We start from the raw sequence: 17213 nt of genomic DNA on the forward strand, positions 1-17213 counted from the left end.
GGGGCCGGGGCAGCCAGCATCTAGACTCCTCCGGTGAACGCCTCGCTCCCCACCGCCGAAGCCCTGCGCACCGCCCTGGCCGGGCTCCTCGACGGGCTGCCGCCCAAACAGGCCGCCCAGGCCGTCGAGCGGCTGATCGCCAACTACCGGGGGACCACCCCCACCGGGACCCCGCTGCTGCGCGACCGTTCGGACGTCGCCGCGTACGCCGCGTACCGGATGCCCGCCACCTTCGAAGCCGTACGGGCGGCGCTCGCCGCCTTCCGTGCCGCGGTGCCCGGATGGGTGCCCGCCCGGCACACCGACATCGGCGGGGGCACCGGCGCGGCGAGCTGGGCGGTGGCCGGGGCCTGGGACGACCCGGACGAGCAGGCGGAGGCCGACGGGACCGGTGGGGCCGACGGGACCGATGGTGCTGGTGGGGCCGGTGGGACAAAGGGCCCCCGGCGTACCACCGTGCTGGACTGGGCGGACCCCGCACTCGTACTGGGCCGTGAACTGGCCGCGCACTCCGGCTCCTCCGCACTGCGCACGGCCGACTGGCAGCGCACCCGTATCGGACCGGGGCTCACCTTGGAGAGCACCGATCTGGTGACGGTCTCGTACGTCCTGGGGGAGCTGACCGAAGCCGGCCGCACCGCCGTGGTGGACGCCGCGGCCCAGGCCGCCCAGGCGGTCGTGGTGGTCGAACCCGGCACCCCCGACGGCTATCTTCGGATCATGGCGGCCCGGGACCGCCTGGCCGCGGCCGGACTGCGGACCGCCGCCCCCTGCCCCCACAGCGACGCCTGCCCCATCGTGCGCGGCACGGACTGGTGCCACTTCTCGGCCCGGGTGAGCAGATCCTCGCTGCACCGCCAGGTCAAGGGCGGCTCACTGGCGTACGAGGACGAGAAGTTCAGCTATGTCGCCGCGTTCAGGGGCGAGGTGGCGACCGTGCCGTCCCGGGTCGTACGCCGACCGCAGATCCGCAAGGGCCTGGTCCAGCTGGAACTCTGCACGGCGGCGGACGAACTCACCCGCGAGACCGTCTCCAAGCGCCACGGCGACCTCTACCGCGCGGCCCGCGACACGGCGTGGGGCGACCCGTGGCCGCCGCCTGGCACCGAGCCGATGCCCGTGCCTGGACGGTGAATCGGACTTCTGCCGCCGAGCACTCCGAGGAGCCGGCGCAGAGCATCACATCGGTCACCAGCGCGGGTCAGCCGGTGGCCTTCAGGAAGACCGCGACCGCGGGAACTGTCCCGTGCCGGACGATCGCTTCGCAGGTCCTCCGGAGCAACTGTTCCCTCTCGCCGAGCTGACCCCGCCCATGAGAGCCACTGCCTCCTCGGCGGTGCCCACAGCGCCGTCGAGGTCGCCCAGCTCACGGAAAGCAGCCGCCTTGCGGGCAGGACAGATCGCGGTCCCCCCCCCGTGACTCCCCTCCGCACGGTTCCTTCGTCGAAGGCACGCGCCGTCCTCACCCAGGCCGGCCCCCTGCGCCATGATGCCGACCGAGCCCCGCCCACATACCCCGGGCGCCGGGGCGTCGCCCTCACGCTGGGGGCCCAACGGGCCGCCCCGGCAGGCGGGGTGCCCGATATGCTGCCCGCGCCCCGTCGCCTCGGACCGGGCCTGGGACAGATGCGGGACGACGATGGCCGATCACCACCCCATGAACCACCGGGCGCCTGCCGCTGAACATCGGGTCGCCGTGCTCTCCGCCGGCTCCTGGGGCACGGCCTTCGCCACCGTTCTCACCGACGCGGGCAACGAGGTCGTTCTGCACGCCCGCAGGGCCGAAGTCGCCGACGCGATCAATGTGCGACAGGAGAACCCGGACTACTTGCCCGGCGCACACCTGGCCCATCAGGTGACAGCGACCACGGACCCGGCGGAGGCGCTGGCGGGCTCCGACTACGCCGTCATCTCCATCCCCGCCCAGTCGCTCCGCACCAACCTCATCCGGTGGGCGCCGCTGATCGAACCGCAGACCGTGATCGTCAGTCTGATGAAGGGCATCGAAGTCGGCACCGGTCTGCGGATGAGTGAAGTGATCACCGAAGTGACCGGCGTTGCCCCCAAGCGGATCGTGGTGCTGTCCGGCCCCAACCTCGCCGAAGAAATCGCCGCACGCCGACCCGCCGCCTCTGTCATCGCCAGTAGCCACGAGGACACCGCGACCGCCTTCCAGACCGCTTGCATGACGCCGTCCTTCCGCCCGTACACCAACACCGACATCGTGGGATGCGAACTCGGTGGCGCGGTCAAGAACGTCATCGCCCTGTCCATCGGTCTCGCCTCCGGTATGGAGCTGGGAGACAACGCCGGTGCGCTGTTGATGACTCGCGGCCTCGCCGAGACGATCCGCCTCGGGCAGGCACTTGGAGCCGGCCCGCAGACCCTCGCCGGTCTTGCCGGCCTCGGTGACCTCGCGACCACCTGCTCCTCACCGCAGTCCCGTAACCGCACCTTCGGCGAACATCTCGGCCGGGGCGTGACCCTCGAACAGGCCACCACCGCCACCCGTCAGACCGCCGAAGGCGTCAAGTCTTCCGAATCGATCCTGGAGCTTGCTCGTCGCCACGGAGTGGAGATGCCCATCACGGAGGTCGTGGTCGACGTGGTGCGAGGGCGGATCAGCGTCGCCGAGGCCGCAGTACGGCTGATGTCGCGGGCACCGAAATCCGAACGCTCCAGGGCGAAGGGATTCAGCCAATGACGAGAGCCCTCGAGTCAAGTGAAAAGGTGATCGCGCTGGTCTGTGGCAACGAGAAGAGCGCGAACCATGCCGACGGCTGTGACGTTGACATGCTGGATGCTGCGGAGCGGGAGATGGGCCTCGTATTCCCTCCGTCCTACCGGCGTCTCCTCGAAGAATTCGGCACCTGGGAAATCGCCGGGAAGGAGTTCTTTGGCGTATACAAGTCGCCTGCCGGAGGGGATGCCCTTTTGGGAACTGTCGAGCAAACCCTGGAGGCTCGTCATCAGATCGGTCTGCCGGCCGACCTGATGGTCGTCATGGTCGATGACGTATGGGCCTATGTTGTCCTCGACACTTCCCAGGGAGACCAGGACGGCGAGTGCCCAGTGTTCGCCTGGAATCCCGGACTTCCGGGTCGTGACAGCATGGAGAGGGTTGGAGGGAACTTTGGGTCCTTCGCCCTGGAAGAGTGTCAGCGAGCCATGAGTACGTAGAGGCAGGCGCATTCAGCATTGAGGGCGGGCGGAATTTCTTCCGCCCGCCCTCGTGGTTTCGTGGAGCTCCGGCGTTTTCGCGGTCTGGACTCAGCGGAGGTATGTCTGCTGCCATTCGATCGAGGTCATGGTGAGCGCGGCGTCAGCGAGGGACTGGGCGGAGGCCGTCTTGAGCTTGGCGACGCTGCTGTCGATCCAGGGCTGGACGTTCGAGCAGCCCTGTTCGCGGTACTCGACGGCTTGGATGAGGCATTCGAGTTTGTCCGCGTCGTGCGCGCAGATCACTTCGAGGGAGTCGCCGTTCTCGTACTCCTCCACGATTCGCTGGGCCCCGTCCTTCACAGCGGGGTGCGCGGCGGATACCTGGTCCGCTGTGACCTTTTCGTTGCCGGTGGCTTCGAGGTAGCGGCGACCGACATGAGGGATGTCGCTGACACGGGTCTCCTGGGTGTCGTGCCAGAGCCCGAGAAGGGCCGTCTTCGCGGGGTCGGCGCCCTCCATCATGGCGAGCACGGAGCCGATGAGAGCCACGCGGAACGAGTGCTCGGCGATCGTCTCGGGGTCCTTCACCCCGGCGATCCACCATCCTGTCCGTTTGGCGCGCTTGAGCATCCCCATCTCCAGCAGGAAGCCCGTGGTGCCCTTCGCCTGCTCCTGCTCTGTGTCCGCCATGAAACCCGTCCTCCGATGTGTCATCTGCGGTTCTCGCGTAGAACGTAATGCACCGAACTGAGTTCCCGCCTCGATCGCGGGGAGATCCGGTCGTGATCAAGAAGTCGGGCGGTGTGTGCGCTCAGACTGGCCGCCAGGTCAGGGTCTGCCAGGGGCAGCCATCGTGTGGTGGTCAGCAAGGCCCAGAGCGAGTGGACGTACAGGTCCGTGTACGCCGGAGCCTCGTGGAGGCCGGCCACGAGCCCACGCAGGAGACTCACGGGTTCCCAGCCGGTCCACCCCTGTCGCATAAACCTGTCGTCTGGCTGCGGTTCACGGATCGAACCGAGCCAGTAGGCCCAGTAGTTGAGGTTAGCGGTTTCGGCGATGTCGTCGTCCGCCAGACCCCGGTCGATGAAGTCCAGTAATGGCTGACCGTCACCAAGCCGCGCTAAGGCGGCGGCAGTTGACCGTGCGCTCGCCCAGTGGGATGTCCAGCCTCGGGCGGCGATAAGGAGGCCAGAATGGCTACCGCAGTTGAGACCGGCGTTCGTGTCTGGGGGGTGCCTCTATGTCGTTCGTCAAGGCATCCCTGCCGGGGTCTGGGGGCGGGTGGATGGTGGGGTTATGCGGCGAGTTCGACGTCCTTCGGTGTCCGGGATTCGTAGAAGGTTCCGTCGCGGAGCATGGCGAACAGGACGCTGATGCGTTGGCGGGCGAGGCGGAGGAGGGCTTGGGTGTGGGTTTTGCCGCGGGCTCGCTGTTTGTCGTAGTAGGTGCGGGAGGCGGGATCGGCGTTCATGCAGGCGAAGGCGGACAGGAACATGGCCCGTTTGAGCTGCCGGTTTCCGCCTCGTGGGGCGTGTTCGCCGTGGATCGAGGTGCCGGAGGACTTCGTTGTCGGGGCGAGGCCGGCGTAGGAGGCGAGGCGGGCGGCGGTGGGGAAGTTGGTGCCGTCGCCGATGGTGGTCAGCAGGACTGCGGCGGTCCTGACGCCGACGCCGGGCATCGAGGTCAGGACCTGGGAAAGAGGGTGGGCCTCCAGCAGGGTGTTGATCTGGGCTTCGAGGGTCCGGCGCTGTTCGTGGACGGCGGCGAGCGAGCGGGCCAGGGACGGGATCACGATGTCGAGGGTGCCGGTGCCGGGAACGGTGACGGTCTGCTCGTCCAGAGCGTCGAAGACGTTGTCGATCAGCCGTGCGGCCATGCGCGGGGCTTTCGGGCGGATCAGCTCGACAAGGCGGCGTCGGCCGGCTTTGCGCAGGGCGGCCGGGGACCCGTAGCGCTCCAGGAGCCAGGTGGCGGCCTGGTGGTCCAAGCGGGGGCCCAGGACGCGCTCCAGCGACGGGTGGAACTGGGTGAGCAGGCCGCGTATCCGGTTGCTGGTGCGGGTGGCCTCGGCGGCGAGGTCCTGGTCGAAGCCGGTCAGGACGGTGAGCTCGGCGGTGATCTCGTCGGTGAGTTCGAGCGAGCGCAGGGTGTGGGGCAGGGTCCGGGCGGCGTCGGCGATGACGGCCGCGTCCTTGGCGTCGGTCTTGGCCTCGCCAGGGTAGAGGTCGGCGATCCGGCGCATGGCCAGGCCGGGCAGGTAGGCCACTTGGCAGCCGGCGTCGCGGGCGACGGCCAGGGGCAGGGCGCCGATGGAGGCGGGCTGGTCCACGATGACCAGGACGCTGCCGAACTTCGCGGTCAGCTTGTCGAACACGACCCGCAGCTTCGGCTCGCTGTTGGGCAGCTGCTTGTCGAAGATCTTCTTCCCGGCCAGGGTGAGCCCGTGCCCGTGATGGGCGCTCTTGCCGACGTCCAGGCCCAGGAACACGCCCACGTCTTCAATCTCGAACATCGCGTCCTTCCAGGGGATTTGGCGGTGCCGGCCTCGGCTCGGGTGTCGTGCTCACGCATCCACGTTATGCAGACCTGCCGCCCGCGAACTGTCCGGCATTGCGCCGGACCGGACGGTGGCCGGACCTCTCATCAGCGTCTCCGACGAACACCCCCGGACCCGGTGACACCACCCCCCAGGTCATGCCTTCGACAGGGGGACACAGTCATGCCGGGCCCGGAGGCCAGCGGCCCCGTTGCAGGACCGCGAAAAACATAACGGGGGGCCGGTCGACCGCCCCGTACCCGACCGTCGCCCGTCGCCCCCACGCGTCGGTCACGCTCGATCCCGAAACCCAGCTCGGCGTCTACACCGACCGGATGGGCACGGTGATCGAGATGGGCAAGTACGGGACCAGCAAGGGCACGGAGACGAACACGACCACGAACTCGGACTCATCGCCCGACCAGGGCCACGACCACGACTCAGAGCGGGACTGACCGGTGACCGACGGGAGAGCGGTGCTCGTGGCCACGGAGCTGGATGACCTCACCGCCGACATGGTGATCAGCCAGCTGAACCGGCGCAACGTGCCCGTGGCCAGGTTCAATCCCGCCGACATCGGGGCGACTCTGACGGTCTCCGCCCGGTTCGGAAGCTGCCCGACCCCCGTGGCCGGGCAGCTCCGGACACCATCGCGGACCGTGGACCTGACCCATATCCGATCGGTGTACTGGCGCCGCCCGGTATGGCCCTCCTTCGGCCACCTCGACAATGACGACGCACGGTTCGCGGCGGCGCAGACCCGCTACGGACTCGGCGGGACCCTGTACTCCCTCGACGGACCGCTGTGGGTCAACCACCCGCTGCGGAATGCCGCCGCGGACTACAAGCCCGCCCAGCTCGCCGTAGCCCAGCGTCTCGGACTGGCCGTGCCGCCGACGCTGGTCACGAACGACCCGGACGAATCCCGGTCCTTCATCGGCGCCCACGATCGGGTGATCTACAAGACGCTCCGGTGGACGCCCTACCAGCGCGATGGGGTTGCCGTTACCGGCTGGGCCGACCGCGTCACCGCGGCCGAGATCGACGCGAGCGTGTCCCTGGTGCCGCACCTGTTCCAGGCCGTCGTGGACAAGGCGGCCGACCTCCGCGTCCTGGTCGTCGGCGGCGAGGTGTTCGCCGTACGGATCGAGTCCGGGATGCTGGACTGGCGCAAGGACTACTCGGCGCTGTCCTACCGGGTGGTGGACCTGCCCACCCGGCTGGAGAAGGTGCTCCATGCGTACCTCGATCACTTCGGGCTGGTCTCGGGGAGCTTCGACTTCGCCGTGGACAAGGCTGGCGACCTCTGGTGGCTGGAGCTGAACCCGAACGGACAGTGGGGGTGGCTGGAGGAATCCACGGGCCTCGCGATGTCCGTTGCATTCGCTGAACTGCTGACGCAAGGAGTTGCCCCATGACCGGCACCGCTGCTCAACGGCGCGCCCTCGCCGAACGGCTGACGCAGGCCGGTGTCCTCTCCAGTCCCTGCTGGCGGGCGGCAGTGGAGACCGTGGTGGACATGCTGGAGAAGCTGGAGGTGGGGGACGGGCATCAGGTGCTGGAGATCGGTACGGGGACCGGTTACTCCTCCGCCCTGATGTGCTTCCGCCTCGGCGAGGACAACGTCACCACGATCGAGGTGGACCCGGACGTCTCAGCCCGTGCGGACGCCGCGCTGGAGAAGGCCGGGTACTCGACGTGGACCGTCACCGGAGACGGCCTCCTTGGCCACCCTCGCCGCGCACCGTACGACCTTGTCATCGCTACCTGCGCCGTGCGTCGAATCCCTTACACCTGGATCAGGCAGACCAAGCCGGGCGCCATCGTCCTCGCCACGGTCGGCGGGTCTTGGCAATACGGCACCGGGCTGGCGAAGGTCATGGTCGCCGAGGACGGGACCGCCAGGGGCGGGATCATCGGCCGCAGCTCGTTCATGCAGGCCCGCTCCCAGGCGGAGGTACCGGTCGTCGGGGACTTGTCCGCCCGCATCGCCTACCCCGACAGCGAGCGTGTAGCCAAGGTGCACCCGCTACTCCTCGAAGAGTGGATGCCTGCGTTTCTCGCGCAGCTCGCTGCTCCGGGGGCGCGCTTCACCCGCGCCACATCGCTGGAGGGCAACCGGCTGTTGCACCTCTTCGATCCGGACCGAGAATCCTTCGCATCGTTCACGGAGAACGACGGCACCTGGACAGTCCGCCAGGGCGGCCCCGCGGCCCTTTGGGACGCGATCGAGCAGACCCTCACCGCCTGGCACGAGGCGGACAGCCCCGACATCACCGCGGTACAGCTCCACATCACACAGGAGACCCACACCTACTGGATCGACGGCCACCCCGCGCTTCGATGGCAGCACCACCTCATCTGATCGGGGTACCGCAATCACCAGCCACGGCGCACCCCTCTGCTGGGAGCAGGGGTCGCCGGAGCGAGGGGCGCCGAGCCCTTGTCGGAGTCGGCGGAGCGCCGCGCTGAGAAGATCGGATGCCTTCGAGCCGTTCCGCTGGTGCCCGGCAGCGGCCCGAAGGGCTCACACCTCAACGCCGGATGTGCCGAAGCCATAGTCCACGTCTTGATGATCGATCTCATAAGCCGCAGACACACTCGCGAATCGACCCTGAACTGGCGCGACACCTGAACCTCGAACCACACAATCTCGCCAGGACAAAACGTTCTTCAAGGAAGCCCTCAGCTATGCGGCCGACGCCACCACCACCGCGTCCTGGGCCATCGCCTCACTGGCCCGCACGGTCAACTACGAGAACCAGGCCACCGCCGATGCGGCCGCCGTCGACCGGGCAGCGGGCCGGCCGAGGGCTACGTCAGGGAAGTCAGGACGCCGCCGGCCTCACCGAGGCCGCCCTCGAAGGACTCGGTGCGAAGTCTCTCGACGACTTAGACGGTGTCCTACATGGTGAGTTGGGGTAGCCCATCACGATGAGGAGTGGGCGGTGGGACTGGATCGTGCCGGACGGGTTGTGGGAGATCACGGAGCAGTCGGCGTCCGCATCGCCCGCAAGGGCATCGAGTCCAGCGAACGATTGGGCCGCCGCAGGTGGGCTATCGAGCCGTGTCTGACCTGCTACCGCACACTCAACCACCGCTACGAACGCCACCCCTCCAATTATCTGGCCTTTCTCGGCTGGCGAACTCCCACACCCACGAGGTCCAGGATCGCGGCAAATTCCGGTTCACCTCAGTTTTCCCTGCCTGAGGAACGCGGCTTGCATGATTCTTCTCTACTCCGTCATTCGCGTGGTTCATGGGGTGGCGATTCGAATGTTGCTGTCCTGTACCGGCCGGGACTTGCGAGACTGGTGTGCAGAGCCCGATCGGCTCCTGGACGAGTGCGCCGAATCCAGCCACGACAAGACGGCGCTGGGAGTGTCTGTCATGGCATGGATCGTGTTGGTGTTGGCCGGAGTGTTCGAGGCGGTGTGGGCGACGGCGCTTGGAAAATCGGAGGGCTTCCACCGTCTACTGCCGAGCAGCGTGTTCGTTGCCGGCCTGGTGATCAGCATGGCGGGCTTGTCCTATGCTCTGCGGACACTGCCGGTAGGTACTGGATATGCAGTCTGGGTGGGGATTGGAGCGGTACTCACTGCCACGTACGCGATGGTCTTCGACGGGGAGTCGGCCAGCGTGCTCAAGCTCCTGCTGTTGGCAGGCATTATCGGCTGCGTCGCGGGCCTGAAGCTGGCGGACTGAGAGCCATTCCGAAATGTAGCAGAAGATCATCAGCATCAGACCGGAAGAAAATTTCCCAGTGTGCTGCGTCAGGAAAGGCGACTACTTCCGGGGCCTGCAAGTCATCGTCGGGGCAGGCGAGCGGCTCCGGACCGTCTCCATCACCGATCTGCTTCCCGAAAGCTACGTCTGGGCCGACCACCAGCTCGACACTGAGGAGACCGAGCCGCTCAGCACGAGCTGCCCGTCAGACGTAAACGGGGGCGAACGTTGCCTGATCCGGCACTAGTTGGCTGCCACCCGCACCGGCGGCCAAGCACAATAGATCGTCGGCAGGGGCGTCTGGCGAGCTGAAGGCACGATAATTGCAACATCCGGTAAACCTGGACGGCCGGGATGAGTATTCATGGCGGTTATGGAAGGAGCCAGACGAAGAACCAGGCGAACTCCGGCAGGGTCGGGCCCCTGCCGGAGACTGCTGGTTTCAGCGTGGAGTGCGCCTTTCATCTCAACTCGAGACAGACCCCGGAAGGCTCACGCGCTTGTGATCAGCAGGTTCGCCGTGCCAGTCATGTTGGTGACGCCAGCAGTGGAGAGGCAGGCTAGGAGGTTCGGTTGAATGAAGATGTTGACGGCTAGAACGGCGTCGCCGGCGAACTCTCCAGCGGTGACGGTACCTATGCCTGTGGAGACGTACGTGTTGGCGACCACAGTGTTGGTGACCGAGGCTGTGATCGTGCTGGTACGGCCATTGTTCCAGGTGATCGTGAAGCTGCCGGTGCCACTGGGTAGCAGCTGCAGACACGATGCCGAGACCCCAGTCGCCGAGTTAGGGCCGAACCCTCCCGAGGAGAGCGTGGAGTCGGAGGACGAGAGGCACTGGTAGTTTCCCTGGGTGGTGATTGTGTGACTTTGTGTTTCCAGGTGGAGACCAGGGTTGTAGGACACGCTGAGAGTCGATGTGGTGGGCGTGCATTCGACGTCGGCAACTGCGGCGTGCGCCGAAACGCTTCCGCCCAGCACGCTCATCACGACTGCCGCCATGAACAGGATGGCTGCCGCGATTCTGCTAGCTCGAGTAGGGAATTGCAGGATCTTGAAGTGGTTCACCGTGACCCTCCGATCACGAGCAGAGCGTTACATAAACTAAAAGTGACCCATCCTCCACACCGCGTCAACGTCGTCCTCAATGTTGGTAGGTTATTTTCTTTTAGCGGATGCAGCAGTTTGGGACAATTCGGTCACAACAGTGCGGATATATACCGAATTAGCTCCGCCAGGATTTCCTCTTGCGAGCCCCGGCTGCGTGTGGGCTAGCGCAAACGATCGTGGAGGTCACGGAGGGCGACCCAGTTCCGGTCCTCATCGGCATCGGCAATGACCCTCAACACGCGTACTCCACGGTGCCGCCAGGCCCACGTCGGAAGTCGGCTGTAGCCGCCGCCAGCCGCCGTACTTCTCCGGCGGCTGGACCCCCTGCGGTCCAGTAACGACTCCCGCAACAGCATCAAGTACGGCGACCTTGCGGTTTTAGGCCGTGTCCTACTTGGTCAGGTCGAGGAAGCGTTTGTAGCAGCAGAGGGCGGCAGCAAGTCCGAGAAAGGCCAGGTAGTTGCCTGGTTGGCGCTCGTAGCGGTGGTTGAGTCTGCGGTAACCGGTCAGCCAGGACATGGTGCGCTCGATGACCCACCTGCGACGGCCGAGGCGCTCGCTAAACTTGATGCCCTTGCGAGCGATGCGGACACCGATGTGCTTGCCCCATAGCTATCGCCGCAGGTGAGGAATGTCGTACGCCGTGTCGGCATGCAGACGTTGCGGCTTCGAATCGGTCGCGTGGGGTTCCTGTCCCATGTGGAAATGGGTCAGCATCGGCTTCAGGGCGAGGCTGCCGTGGGTGTTGGCAGCGGAGAGTCCCAGCCGTAGGAACGCGCTGATCAGGATCTTGCTGTCGGCGGGAATCATCGCCACGCCGGAAAACGACCCCATGAACCCGGACCACGTCTTGGTGTTCGGGACGGTGTCGGACCTGCCGCCCGCCTTGAGCCCCACGTTCGGTCCACCAGGAATCTAGCCCGATCGTTCATGGAACATCCTGCACGAACCCCGGTTGCCGAGCCGGCCGACCATGCTCCCCGGGCACTCCGACGGGGAAACCGACCACCAGGATCCACCAACGAGCTCAAGCAGTGGCGCGGCCCTGCCACCCGCGACGACACGACCGCCACCACCTACCTCGCAGGACTCCACCCCGCCGCAGTCCTTCCTCTCATCAGCAAGGTGATCCGGAAGAATCGGCCCAGCCACAGCGCCGATCTGCCGAAGCAGCCTACGAACGCAGCTCCTGCGTACAGCACTTGACGCTGCCGCCGCCCTTGAGCAGTTCGCTCAGGTCCATGCCGAGAGGCTCGAACCCGCGGGCCCTCAGCGGGGCGTAGAGGCCGACGGCCGCCTGGGGCAGCAGGACATGGCGGCCGTCGCTCACCGCGTTGAGGCCCAGTGCCGCGGCGTCCTCCGGGGCCGCGATCAGTGCGTCGGGGAAGAGCCTGGCCAGCACGGAACGGCTGCCCGGTGAGAACGCGTCCGGGTAGTACATGATCTCGTCCGCCGAGTCGTCCAGCACACTCAGCGCCGTATCGAGGTGGTAGTAGCGCGGATCGACCAGATCGAGGCCGATCACCGGGCGGCCGAAGAACTCCTGGGCCTCGGCGTGCGAGAGCGGGCTGGAGCGGAAGCCCCGCCCGGCCAGGATGTACGAGGCGGTGACGGCGAAGTCGCCCTCGCCCTCGTTGACATGGGCGGGCTGGTGGACCCGGGTGAAGCCGCGGACGCGGAACCACTCCAGGTGCGCCTCGGCCTCCTCGGCGCGCTCCGGGTGGGCGAAGCGGGCGCCGAGCACATGCCCGTCGATCACGGTCGCGCCGTTGGCCGCGAAGACCATGTCGGGCAGGCCGGGGCGGGGGTCCATGATCTCGACCGTATGGCCGAGAGCGGTGTAGCGGTCGCGCAGGTCCTCCCACTGGGCGAGGGCCAGGGGGAGTTCGACCGGTTTCGAAGGGTCCATCCACGGGTTGATGGAGTACGTCACCCTGAAGTGTGCCGGTGGGCACATCAGATAGCGCCGGGGTCTGGCGTCACGAGGCAATGAGGGCTCCTCACGGCGGACATGGGCTGCGGGGTGTGCAGCCGACTAGCTGCCATGGTCCGCCTGCGGGGCCCCGCGCGCTGTGCACCGATCGGGTGGTTCACCCACCGTGGTCGTGCGTCCTCTGGGGTCGCTACTTCGCCCTGGCCCTACGCCCTCGGTGGTCGTTGCTCCGCCGTGGCCGCCCGTCCGCCGTGGCCGAAGCCCCGCGGTGGGGCGGCGGGGTCGGACGGGAGCCCCGGTGCGCAAGGCGTACATCACGCGGATACCGAGACGATACGTATCGGATCCGCCGATGTTAGATTCCCCTCCATGGCCGACTCCCCGTCCCCCGAAGCGAAGCCGCCCGCCGGACACCGGCCCGGCACCGCACCCCCCGTACGGACGACCGGCAGGGCGCCCGACGCCGGCCGTCGCAGTGAGCGCTCCCGCCGGGCGATCCTCGATGCGGCGCTCGCGCTGGTCACGGAGGCCGGCTACAACAAGCTGACCATCGAGGCCATCGCCGCCCGGGCGGGGGTGGGGAAGCAGACGATCTACCGCTGGTGGCCGTCGAAGGCGGCCGTCCTGCTCGACGCCTCCCTCGCCCTCGCCGGGGACGCCGAGACCGAGGGCGAGTGGAGCGGCTTCCCCGACACCGGGGACATCGCGGCCGACCTCAAGCAGGTGCTGCGGCTCACCGTCGACCAGTTCAACGACGAGACGTACGAGGCGCCCACCCGCGCCCTCACCGCGGCCGGGTCCACCGACCCGGAGCTCGGCAGGCGCTTCACCCGCGAACTCCTCGAACCGGCCCTCAGGCTGTACGAGGAGCGGCTGCGGTCCGCCGTCGCCGCCGGGCAGATCGGCGCGGACGTGGACATCCGGATCGCCGTGGAGATGCTGGTCGGGCCGCTCACCCACCGCTGGCTTCAGCGCACCAACCCGCTCACCCACGCCTTCGCCGACACCTGTGTGGACCAGGTGCTGCGCGGGATCGGGGCACATCCGGACAGTGGCTGAACCACCCCGGCCGGTAAGTGTGGTCACCCGGGGCGCAGGATGGTGGCAGCATGGAGGGTCCGTGGTGCATACAGCGGCAGCGGTGAGGTGAGGGGATAGATGGGAACAGAGTTCGGCCGAGACCGTGGCCCGGCGAGCAGGATGAGCCAGTGGCTGCGCCGCCGCCCCAAGCAGTCCCCTCCTGACGACCTCCTCCGGGAGAGGCTCTTCGTCGCCGCCGCCGATGCCGGGCTGCCCCTCTCGCCCGCCGCCCACCCCGTCGGGTACCGCTGTTCCTGCGACCGGGTCGGCTGTCCCACCCCGGCCAGGCACCCCCTCTCCTTCGCCTGGCAGACGCAGTCCACGACCGACCGCGCCCAGGTCGAGCGCTGGGTGCGGAACCAGCCCGACGCCAACTTCATCACCGCGACCGGCATGGTCCTCGACGTCCTCGATGTGCCGCTCGACGCGGGGCGCAGCGCACTGGAGCGGCTGCTCGCCGAGGGGATCCAGGTGGGGCCGGTCGCCCAGTCGGGCACCGACCGGATGCTCTTCTTCACCGCCACCCGCGGTACGCCCGAGGACGAGGACGAGTGGTGGCCGTGCGAGCTGGACTGCCACCCGGAGACGATGGACGAGCACCCGGGGCTGCGCTGGCACTGCCGCGGCAGCTATGTGCTCGTACCGCCCGCCCGGCTGCCCGGTGACGCGAGCGTGGACTGGGTGCGCGGACTCGAACATCCGCTGCCCGATCCGCTGACCCTCCTGGAGACGCTCACCGACGCCTGCGCACGCCACGCCGACGCCGACGACCAGGACGCACACGCGGTGGCGTGGCCCCTCGGCCGCTGAGCCGGCCGGCTCAGCGCCGGATCTGCCCGGCCCGGCCCCGGGCGTCCTGCCTCAGGAGCCCTTCGCCGCCGTCAGTCCGGCCAGCCGGTTGAGGATGGTTACCTGTCCCTTCTCAGGGACCAGCGCGACCTGGCTGGAGACGCGCTCCTTGGTGAGGGTGCTCTTCGCGTCGCTCGTCATCAGCGCCCGTACATCCGGCGGCACCGTCAGATGCAGCCCCTTCGCGGCGGTCTGCTGCTCGTAGTGGCGGCTGGAGAAGAACACCAGCGCCCCGCCGCCCCGGACGGCCAGACCCAGCGGCCGGTAGTCGCCCTCGGTGAGCGCCCGGTCCTCGTACTGCGTGGAGAGCCCCGGCAGATTCGCGTTCTTCTTCCGCGCCCTGCGCCAGTCGGTGGTGTCGTTGCCCGGCGCGAAGTGGTCCGGGCTCCCCTTCTGCAGATACCCGGTGTACTCGGCGCTGAGCTTCTCCGGAGCCACCGCCAGCGACGGGTCGGCCGGTTCGGCGGGCCGCGCCCAGCCGTCCTTGTCGGTGACGAAGTCAGGGACCGCCGAGGGGCGCAGCACCGAGAGATAGGCGGCCTTCCACTGCTGGTCGGCCGCGTTCCGTACGAACACCACCAGCCAGCGGGTGTCCAGTCTGCCGCCGCCGTCCCGGTCCCGGTTGGAGTCCGTGTCGGCGACGAACCACCGCGGCCACCCGGCCTTCTTCGGGATCACGAACTTCACGTCGGTGAGCTTGAGGTCGGAGTGCTGCGCGTTGCCGGACGGAGTGGTGACGTGCCGCGCCTTGAGCCCCGCCTGGTTGATGGCCCCGAGCGGACCGGTGACCCGGCCCGCGTCGAGAGCCGGGTCGTACGCCTTGTCCGCCTTGTTGTACGCGGTGGTGAAGGCGGCGAGTGCCTGCGCCGCCTCAGCCTTCGTCGCCGACGGTACGACCTCCAGCTCCCCGTGCACCGTCATGCACCCGCTCGCCGTCAGCGACATCGCCGCTGTCGTCGCGAGTCCCGCCGCCAGCCGCCCCAGCCTGCCCATGAGTTGCCTTCTGCTCCTGCGATCCCGCTGCCTTCGAGGACGTGGTGAACCCTACCGGGGCGAAGAAGAACACGAGCGTGGGGACCAGATACAGCACCCATACCGTTGCCTGGAGCACCGTCGGGTCGGGCTGGAAGTTGAACACGCCCTTCAGGAGCGTCCCGTACCAGCTGTCCGGCGGGACGGTCGAGCTGATGTCGAACGCCAGGCTCTGCAGACCGGGGACGAAGTCGGCTTCCTGCAGGTCGTGGACGCCGTACGCGAGCACACCCGCGGCCACGACCACCAGCATCCCGCCGGTCCAGGTGAAGAACTTCGACAGGTTGATACGGACGGCGCCCCGGTAGAAGAGCCAGCCGAGCACGACGGCGCTGAGGATGCCGAGGAGCGCGCCGATCATCGGACCCTGGGCCCCGTCGGTCGAGGTGTGCACCGAGGACCAGATGAACAGCGCGGTCTCCAGACCCTCCCGGCCCACCGCCAGGAACGCCGTCGCGACCAGCGCGCCCGTGCCCATCCGCAGCGCGGTGTCGAGCTTGCCGTGCAGTTCGGCCCTGAGATGGCGCGCGGTGCGCCGCATCCAGAAGACCATCCAGGTCACCAGGGCCACCGCGACGATCGACAGCGATCCGCCAAGACCCTCCTGGGCCTTGAACGTCAGCTCCTCCGAACCGAATTCGAGCGCGAAGCCGAAGACGAGCGCCACCAGGACCGCGGTGGAGATACCGATCCACACCGGGCGCAGCGCGTCACGCCGGCCGGTCTTGACCAGATAGGCGATGAGGATGCACACGACGAGGCTCGCTTCGAGCCCCTCGCGCAGGCCGATCAGATAGTTGCCGAACACGTCGGGTCCTTTCTGGTTGCAGGAACCGGGTTACGGGAACGACGGGATCCCGGGGTGAGGGGAGCGGGCAGGGCGTCGGGCGGACAGCACGTCGGGCGGCAGCGCGTCAGGTGAACAGCGCACGGCCCCACCAGTCGCCCTTGCCGCGGACGCCCGGCGGGACGGCGAAGTGCGCCGAACCCACGTGCTGGATGTACTCGTTGAGCGCGTCATGGCGGGCCAGACCGCGCTGGAGCGGGATGAACCCCTGCCGGGTGTCCCGCTGGTACGCCAGGAAGAACAGCCCCGCGTCCAGCCGCCCCAGGCCGTCCGTACCGTCGGTGAAGGAGTAGCCGCGGCGCAGGATCCGGATCCCGTGATTGCTGTCCGGATGGGCGAGGCGTACGTGCGAGGTCGGCAGCATCGCCTTCAGGAACGGCTCGTCGCGCTCCTTCGCCTTGCCGACCGGCGCGCCCTCGCCCTTGTCGCGGCCGAAGACGTCCTCCTGCTCCTGGAGCGAGGCGCGGTCCCAGGTCTCGATATGCATCCGGATACGGCGGGCCACCAGATAGGAACCGCCGGTCATCCAGGCCGCGTCGCCCTTCTCCGCCGCCCACACGTGATCCCGCAGGGCGGCCGTGTCGGTGCCGGAGATGTTCCGGGTGCCGTCCTTGAAGCCCATCATGTTGCGCGGGGTCTGGGCGTCCGGTGTGGTCGACGAGGTCTTGCCGAAGCCCAGCTGCGACCAGCGGATCGCGATCTTGCCGAAGCCGATCCTGGCCAGATTGCGGATCGCGTGTACCGCCACCTGCGGGTCGTCCGCGCACGCCTGGATGCACAGATCCCCGCCGCTGCGCGTCGCTTCGAGATTGTCACCGGGGAACTCCGGCAGATCGACCAGCGGCCCGGGCCCCCCGCCCGCCACACCCAAACGGCCCCTCACGAATATCGTAGCGGTCTCATATAAACAAAAGACGCAGCCGACCATAATAGGTGTG

The 17213-nt window shown here is 68.0% G+C and carries 15 protein-coding genes and 4 pseudogenes; 11 read left to right on the plus strand and 8 right to left on the minus strand.

Annotation, left to right across the window (positions count from 1 at the left end; translation table 11 throughout):
* Positions 1-33: 33 nt before the first annotated feature.
* The 3 genes from ACFXBC_RS15130 (at position 34) to ACFXBC_RS15140 (ending at position 3180) form a co-directional block, all read left to right on the plus strand.
* Complete coding sequence (locus ACFXBC_RS15130) at positions 34-1134, plus strand: small ribosomal subunit Rsm22 family protein (protein WP_385023582.1); 1101 nt, start codon at positions 34-36, stop codon at positions 1132-1134.
* A gap of 505 nt (positions 1135-1639) precedes the next feature.
* Complete coding sequence (locus ACFXBC_RS15135; protein WP_385023584.1) at positions 1640-2704, plus strand: NAD(P)H-dependent glycerol-3-phosphate dehydrogenase; 1065 nt, start codon at positions 1640-1642, stop codon at positions 2702-2704.
* Entirely contained in the window at positions 2701-3180 is a 480-nt protein-coding gene (locus tag ACFXBC_RS15140) for an SMI1/KNR4 family protein (RefSeq protein WP_385023586.1), read from the plus strand. The genes ACFXBC_RS15135 and ACFXBC_RS15140 overlap by 4 nt, the downstream gene beginning before the upstream one ends.
* Positions 3181-3270: 90 nt before the next feature.
* On the opposite strand, the gene ACFXBC_RS15145 is transcribed toward ACFXBC_RS15140, so the two are convergent.
* A complete protein-coding gene (locus ACFXBC_RS15145; RefSeq protein WP_385023588.1) occupies positions 3271-3852 on the minus strand; it encodes an HD family hydrolase in 582 nt (193 codons plus the stop codon).
* A 604-nt stretch (positions 3853-4456) separates the two neighbouring features.
* Positions 4457-5674 (minus strand): IS110 family transposase, encoded by a 1218-nt coding sequence (locus tag ACFXBC_RS15150; RefSeq protein WP_385023590.1) that lies wholly within the window; start codon positions 5672-5674, stop codon positions 4457-4459.
* 182 nt (positions 5675-5856) lie between these two features.
* Here ACFXBC_RS15150 and ACFXBC_RS15155 point away from each other — a divergent pair, with 182 nt between their 5' ends.
* From ACFXBC_RS15155 to ACFXBC_RS15180, 6 genes and pseudogenes are all read left to right on the plus strand, one after another.
* Positions 5857-6153 (plus strand): putative ATP-grasp-modified RiPP, encoded by a 297-nt coding sequence (locus ACFXBC_RS15155; protein ID WP_385023592.1) that lies wholly within the window; start codon positions 5857-5859, stop codon positions 6151-6153.
* Positions 6154-6156: 3 nt separating this feature from the next.
* The gene (gene tgmB / locus ACFXBC_RS15160; RefSeq protein WP_385023594.1) at positions 6157-7116 is read left to right on the plus strand and encodes an ATP-grasp ribosomal peptide maturase; all 960 of its coding nucleotides are present in this window, start codon (positions 6157-6159) and stop codon (positions 7114-7116) included.
* Entirely contained in the window at positions 7113-8063 is a 951-nt protein-coding gene (locus tag ACFXBC_RS15165) for a methyltransferase (RefSeq protein WP_385023596.1), read from the plus strand. The genes tgmB and ACFXBC_RS15165 overlap by 4 nt, the downstream gene beginning before the upstream one ends.
* 637 nt (positions 8064-8700) lie before the next feature.
* A pseudogene (locus ACFXBC_RS15170) lies at positions 8701-8832 on the plus strand (IS5/IS1182 family transposase); the annotation flags it as partial.
* A 91-nt stretch (positions 8833-8923) separates the two neighbouring features.
* On the plus strand, positions 8924-9403 hold the full coding sequence (locus tag ACFXBC_RS15175) for a DMT family transporter (RefSeq protein WP_385023598.1): 480 nt from the start codon (positions 8924-8926) through the stop codon (positions 9401-9403).
* A 79-nt stretch (positions 9404-9482) separates the two neighbouring features.
* Positions 9483-9671: pseudogene (locus ACFXBC_RS15180) on the plus strand (hypothetical protein); the annotation flags it as partial.
* A 245-nt stretch (positions 9672-9916) separates the two neighbouring features.
* Here ACFXBC_RS15180 and ACFXBC_RS15185 read toward each other — a convergent pair.
* From ACFXBC_RS15185 to ddaH, 3 genes and pseudogenes are all read right to left on the minus strand, one after another.
* Positions 9917-10492, minus strand: a complete 576-nt coding sequence (locus tag ACFXBC_RS15185) for a hypothetical protein (RefSeq protein WP_385023600.1) — start codon at positions 10490-10492, stop codon at positions 9917-9919.
* A 432-nt stretch (positions 10493-10924) separates the two neighbouring features.
* Positions 10925-11305: pseudogene (locus ACFXBC_RS15190) on the minus strand (transposase); the annotation flags it as partial.
* 403 nt (positions 11306-11708) lie between these two features.
* Positions 11709-12539: pseudogene (ddaH, locus tag ACFXBC_RS15195) on the minus strand (dimethylargininase); the annotation flags it as partial.
* A 297-nt stretch (positions 12540-12836) separates the two neighbouring features.
* Between ddaH and ACFXBC_RS15200 the strand changes: the two are divergent.
* Together ACFXBC_RS15200 and ACFXBC_RS15205 are read left to right on the plus strand one after the other, a co-directional pair.
* Entirely contained in the window at positions 12837-13526 is a 690-nt protein-coding gene (locus ACFXBC_RS15200) for a TetR/AcrR family transcriptional regulator (protein WP_385023602.1), read from the plus strand.
* A 99-nt stretch (positions 13527-13625) separates the two neighbouring features.
* The gene (locus ACFXBC_RS15205) at positions 13626-14357 is read left to right on the plus strand and encodes a bifunctional DNA primase/polymerase (RefSeq protein WP_385023604.1); all 732 of its coding nucleotides are present in this window, start codon (positions 13626-13628) and stop codon (positions 14355-14357) included.
* 51 nt (positions 14358-14408) lie between these two features.
* Here ACFXBC_RS15205 and ACFXBC_RS15210 read toward each other — a convergent pair whose 3' ends face one another.
* From ACFXBC_RS15210 to ACFXBC_RS15220, 3 genes are all read right to left on the minus strand, one after another.
* The gene (locus ACFXBC_RS15210; RefSeq protein WP_385023622.1) at positions 14409-15341 is read right to left on the minus strand and encodes a hypothetical protein; all 933 of its coding nucleotides are present in this window, start codon (positions 15339-15341) and stop codon (positions 14409-14411) included.
* A complete protein-coding gene (efeU, locus tag ACFXBC_RS15215; RefSeq protein ID WP_385023606.1) occupies positions 15268-16236 on the minus strand; it encodes an iron uptake transporter permease EfeU in 969 nt (322 codons plus the stop codon). Before efeU ends, ACFXBC_RS15210 begins: the two co-directional genes overlap by 74 nt.
* 106 nt (positions 16237-16342) lie before the next feature.
* On the minus strand, positions 16343-17213 hold an 871-nt coding region (locus ACFXBC_RS15220), incomplete at its 5' end, for a Dyp-type peroxidase (RefSeq protein ID WP_385023608.1).

The organism is Streptomyces sp. NPDC059398 (assembly GCF_042751845.1).
Taxonomy (GTDB): domain Bacteria; phylum Actinomycetota; class Actinomycetes; order Streptomycetales; family Streptomycetaceae; genus Streptomyces.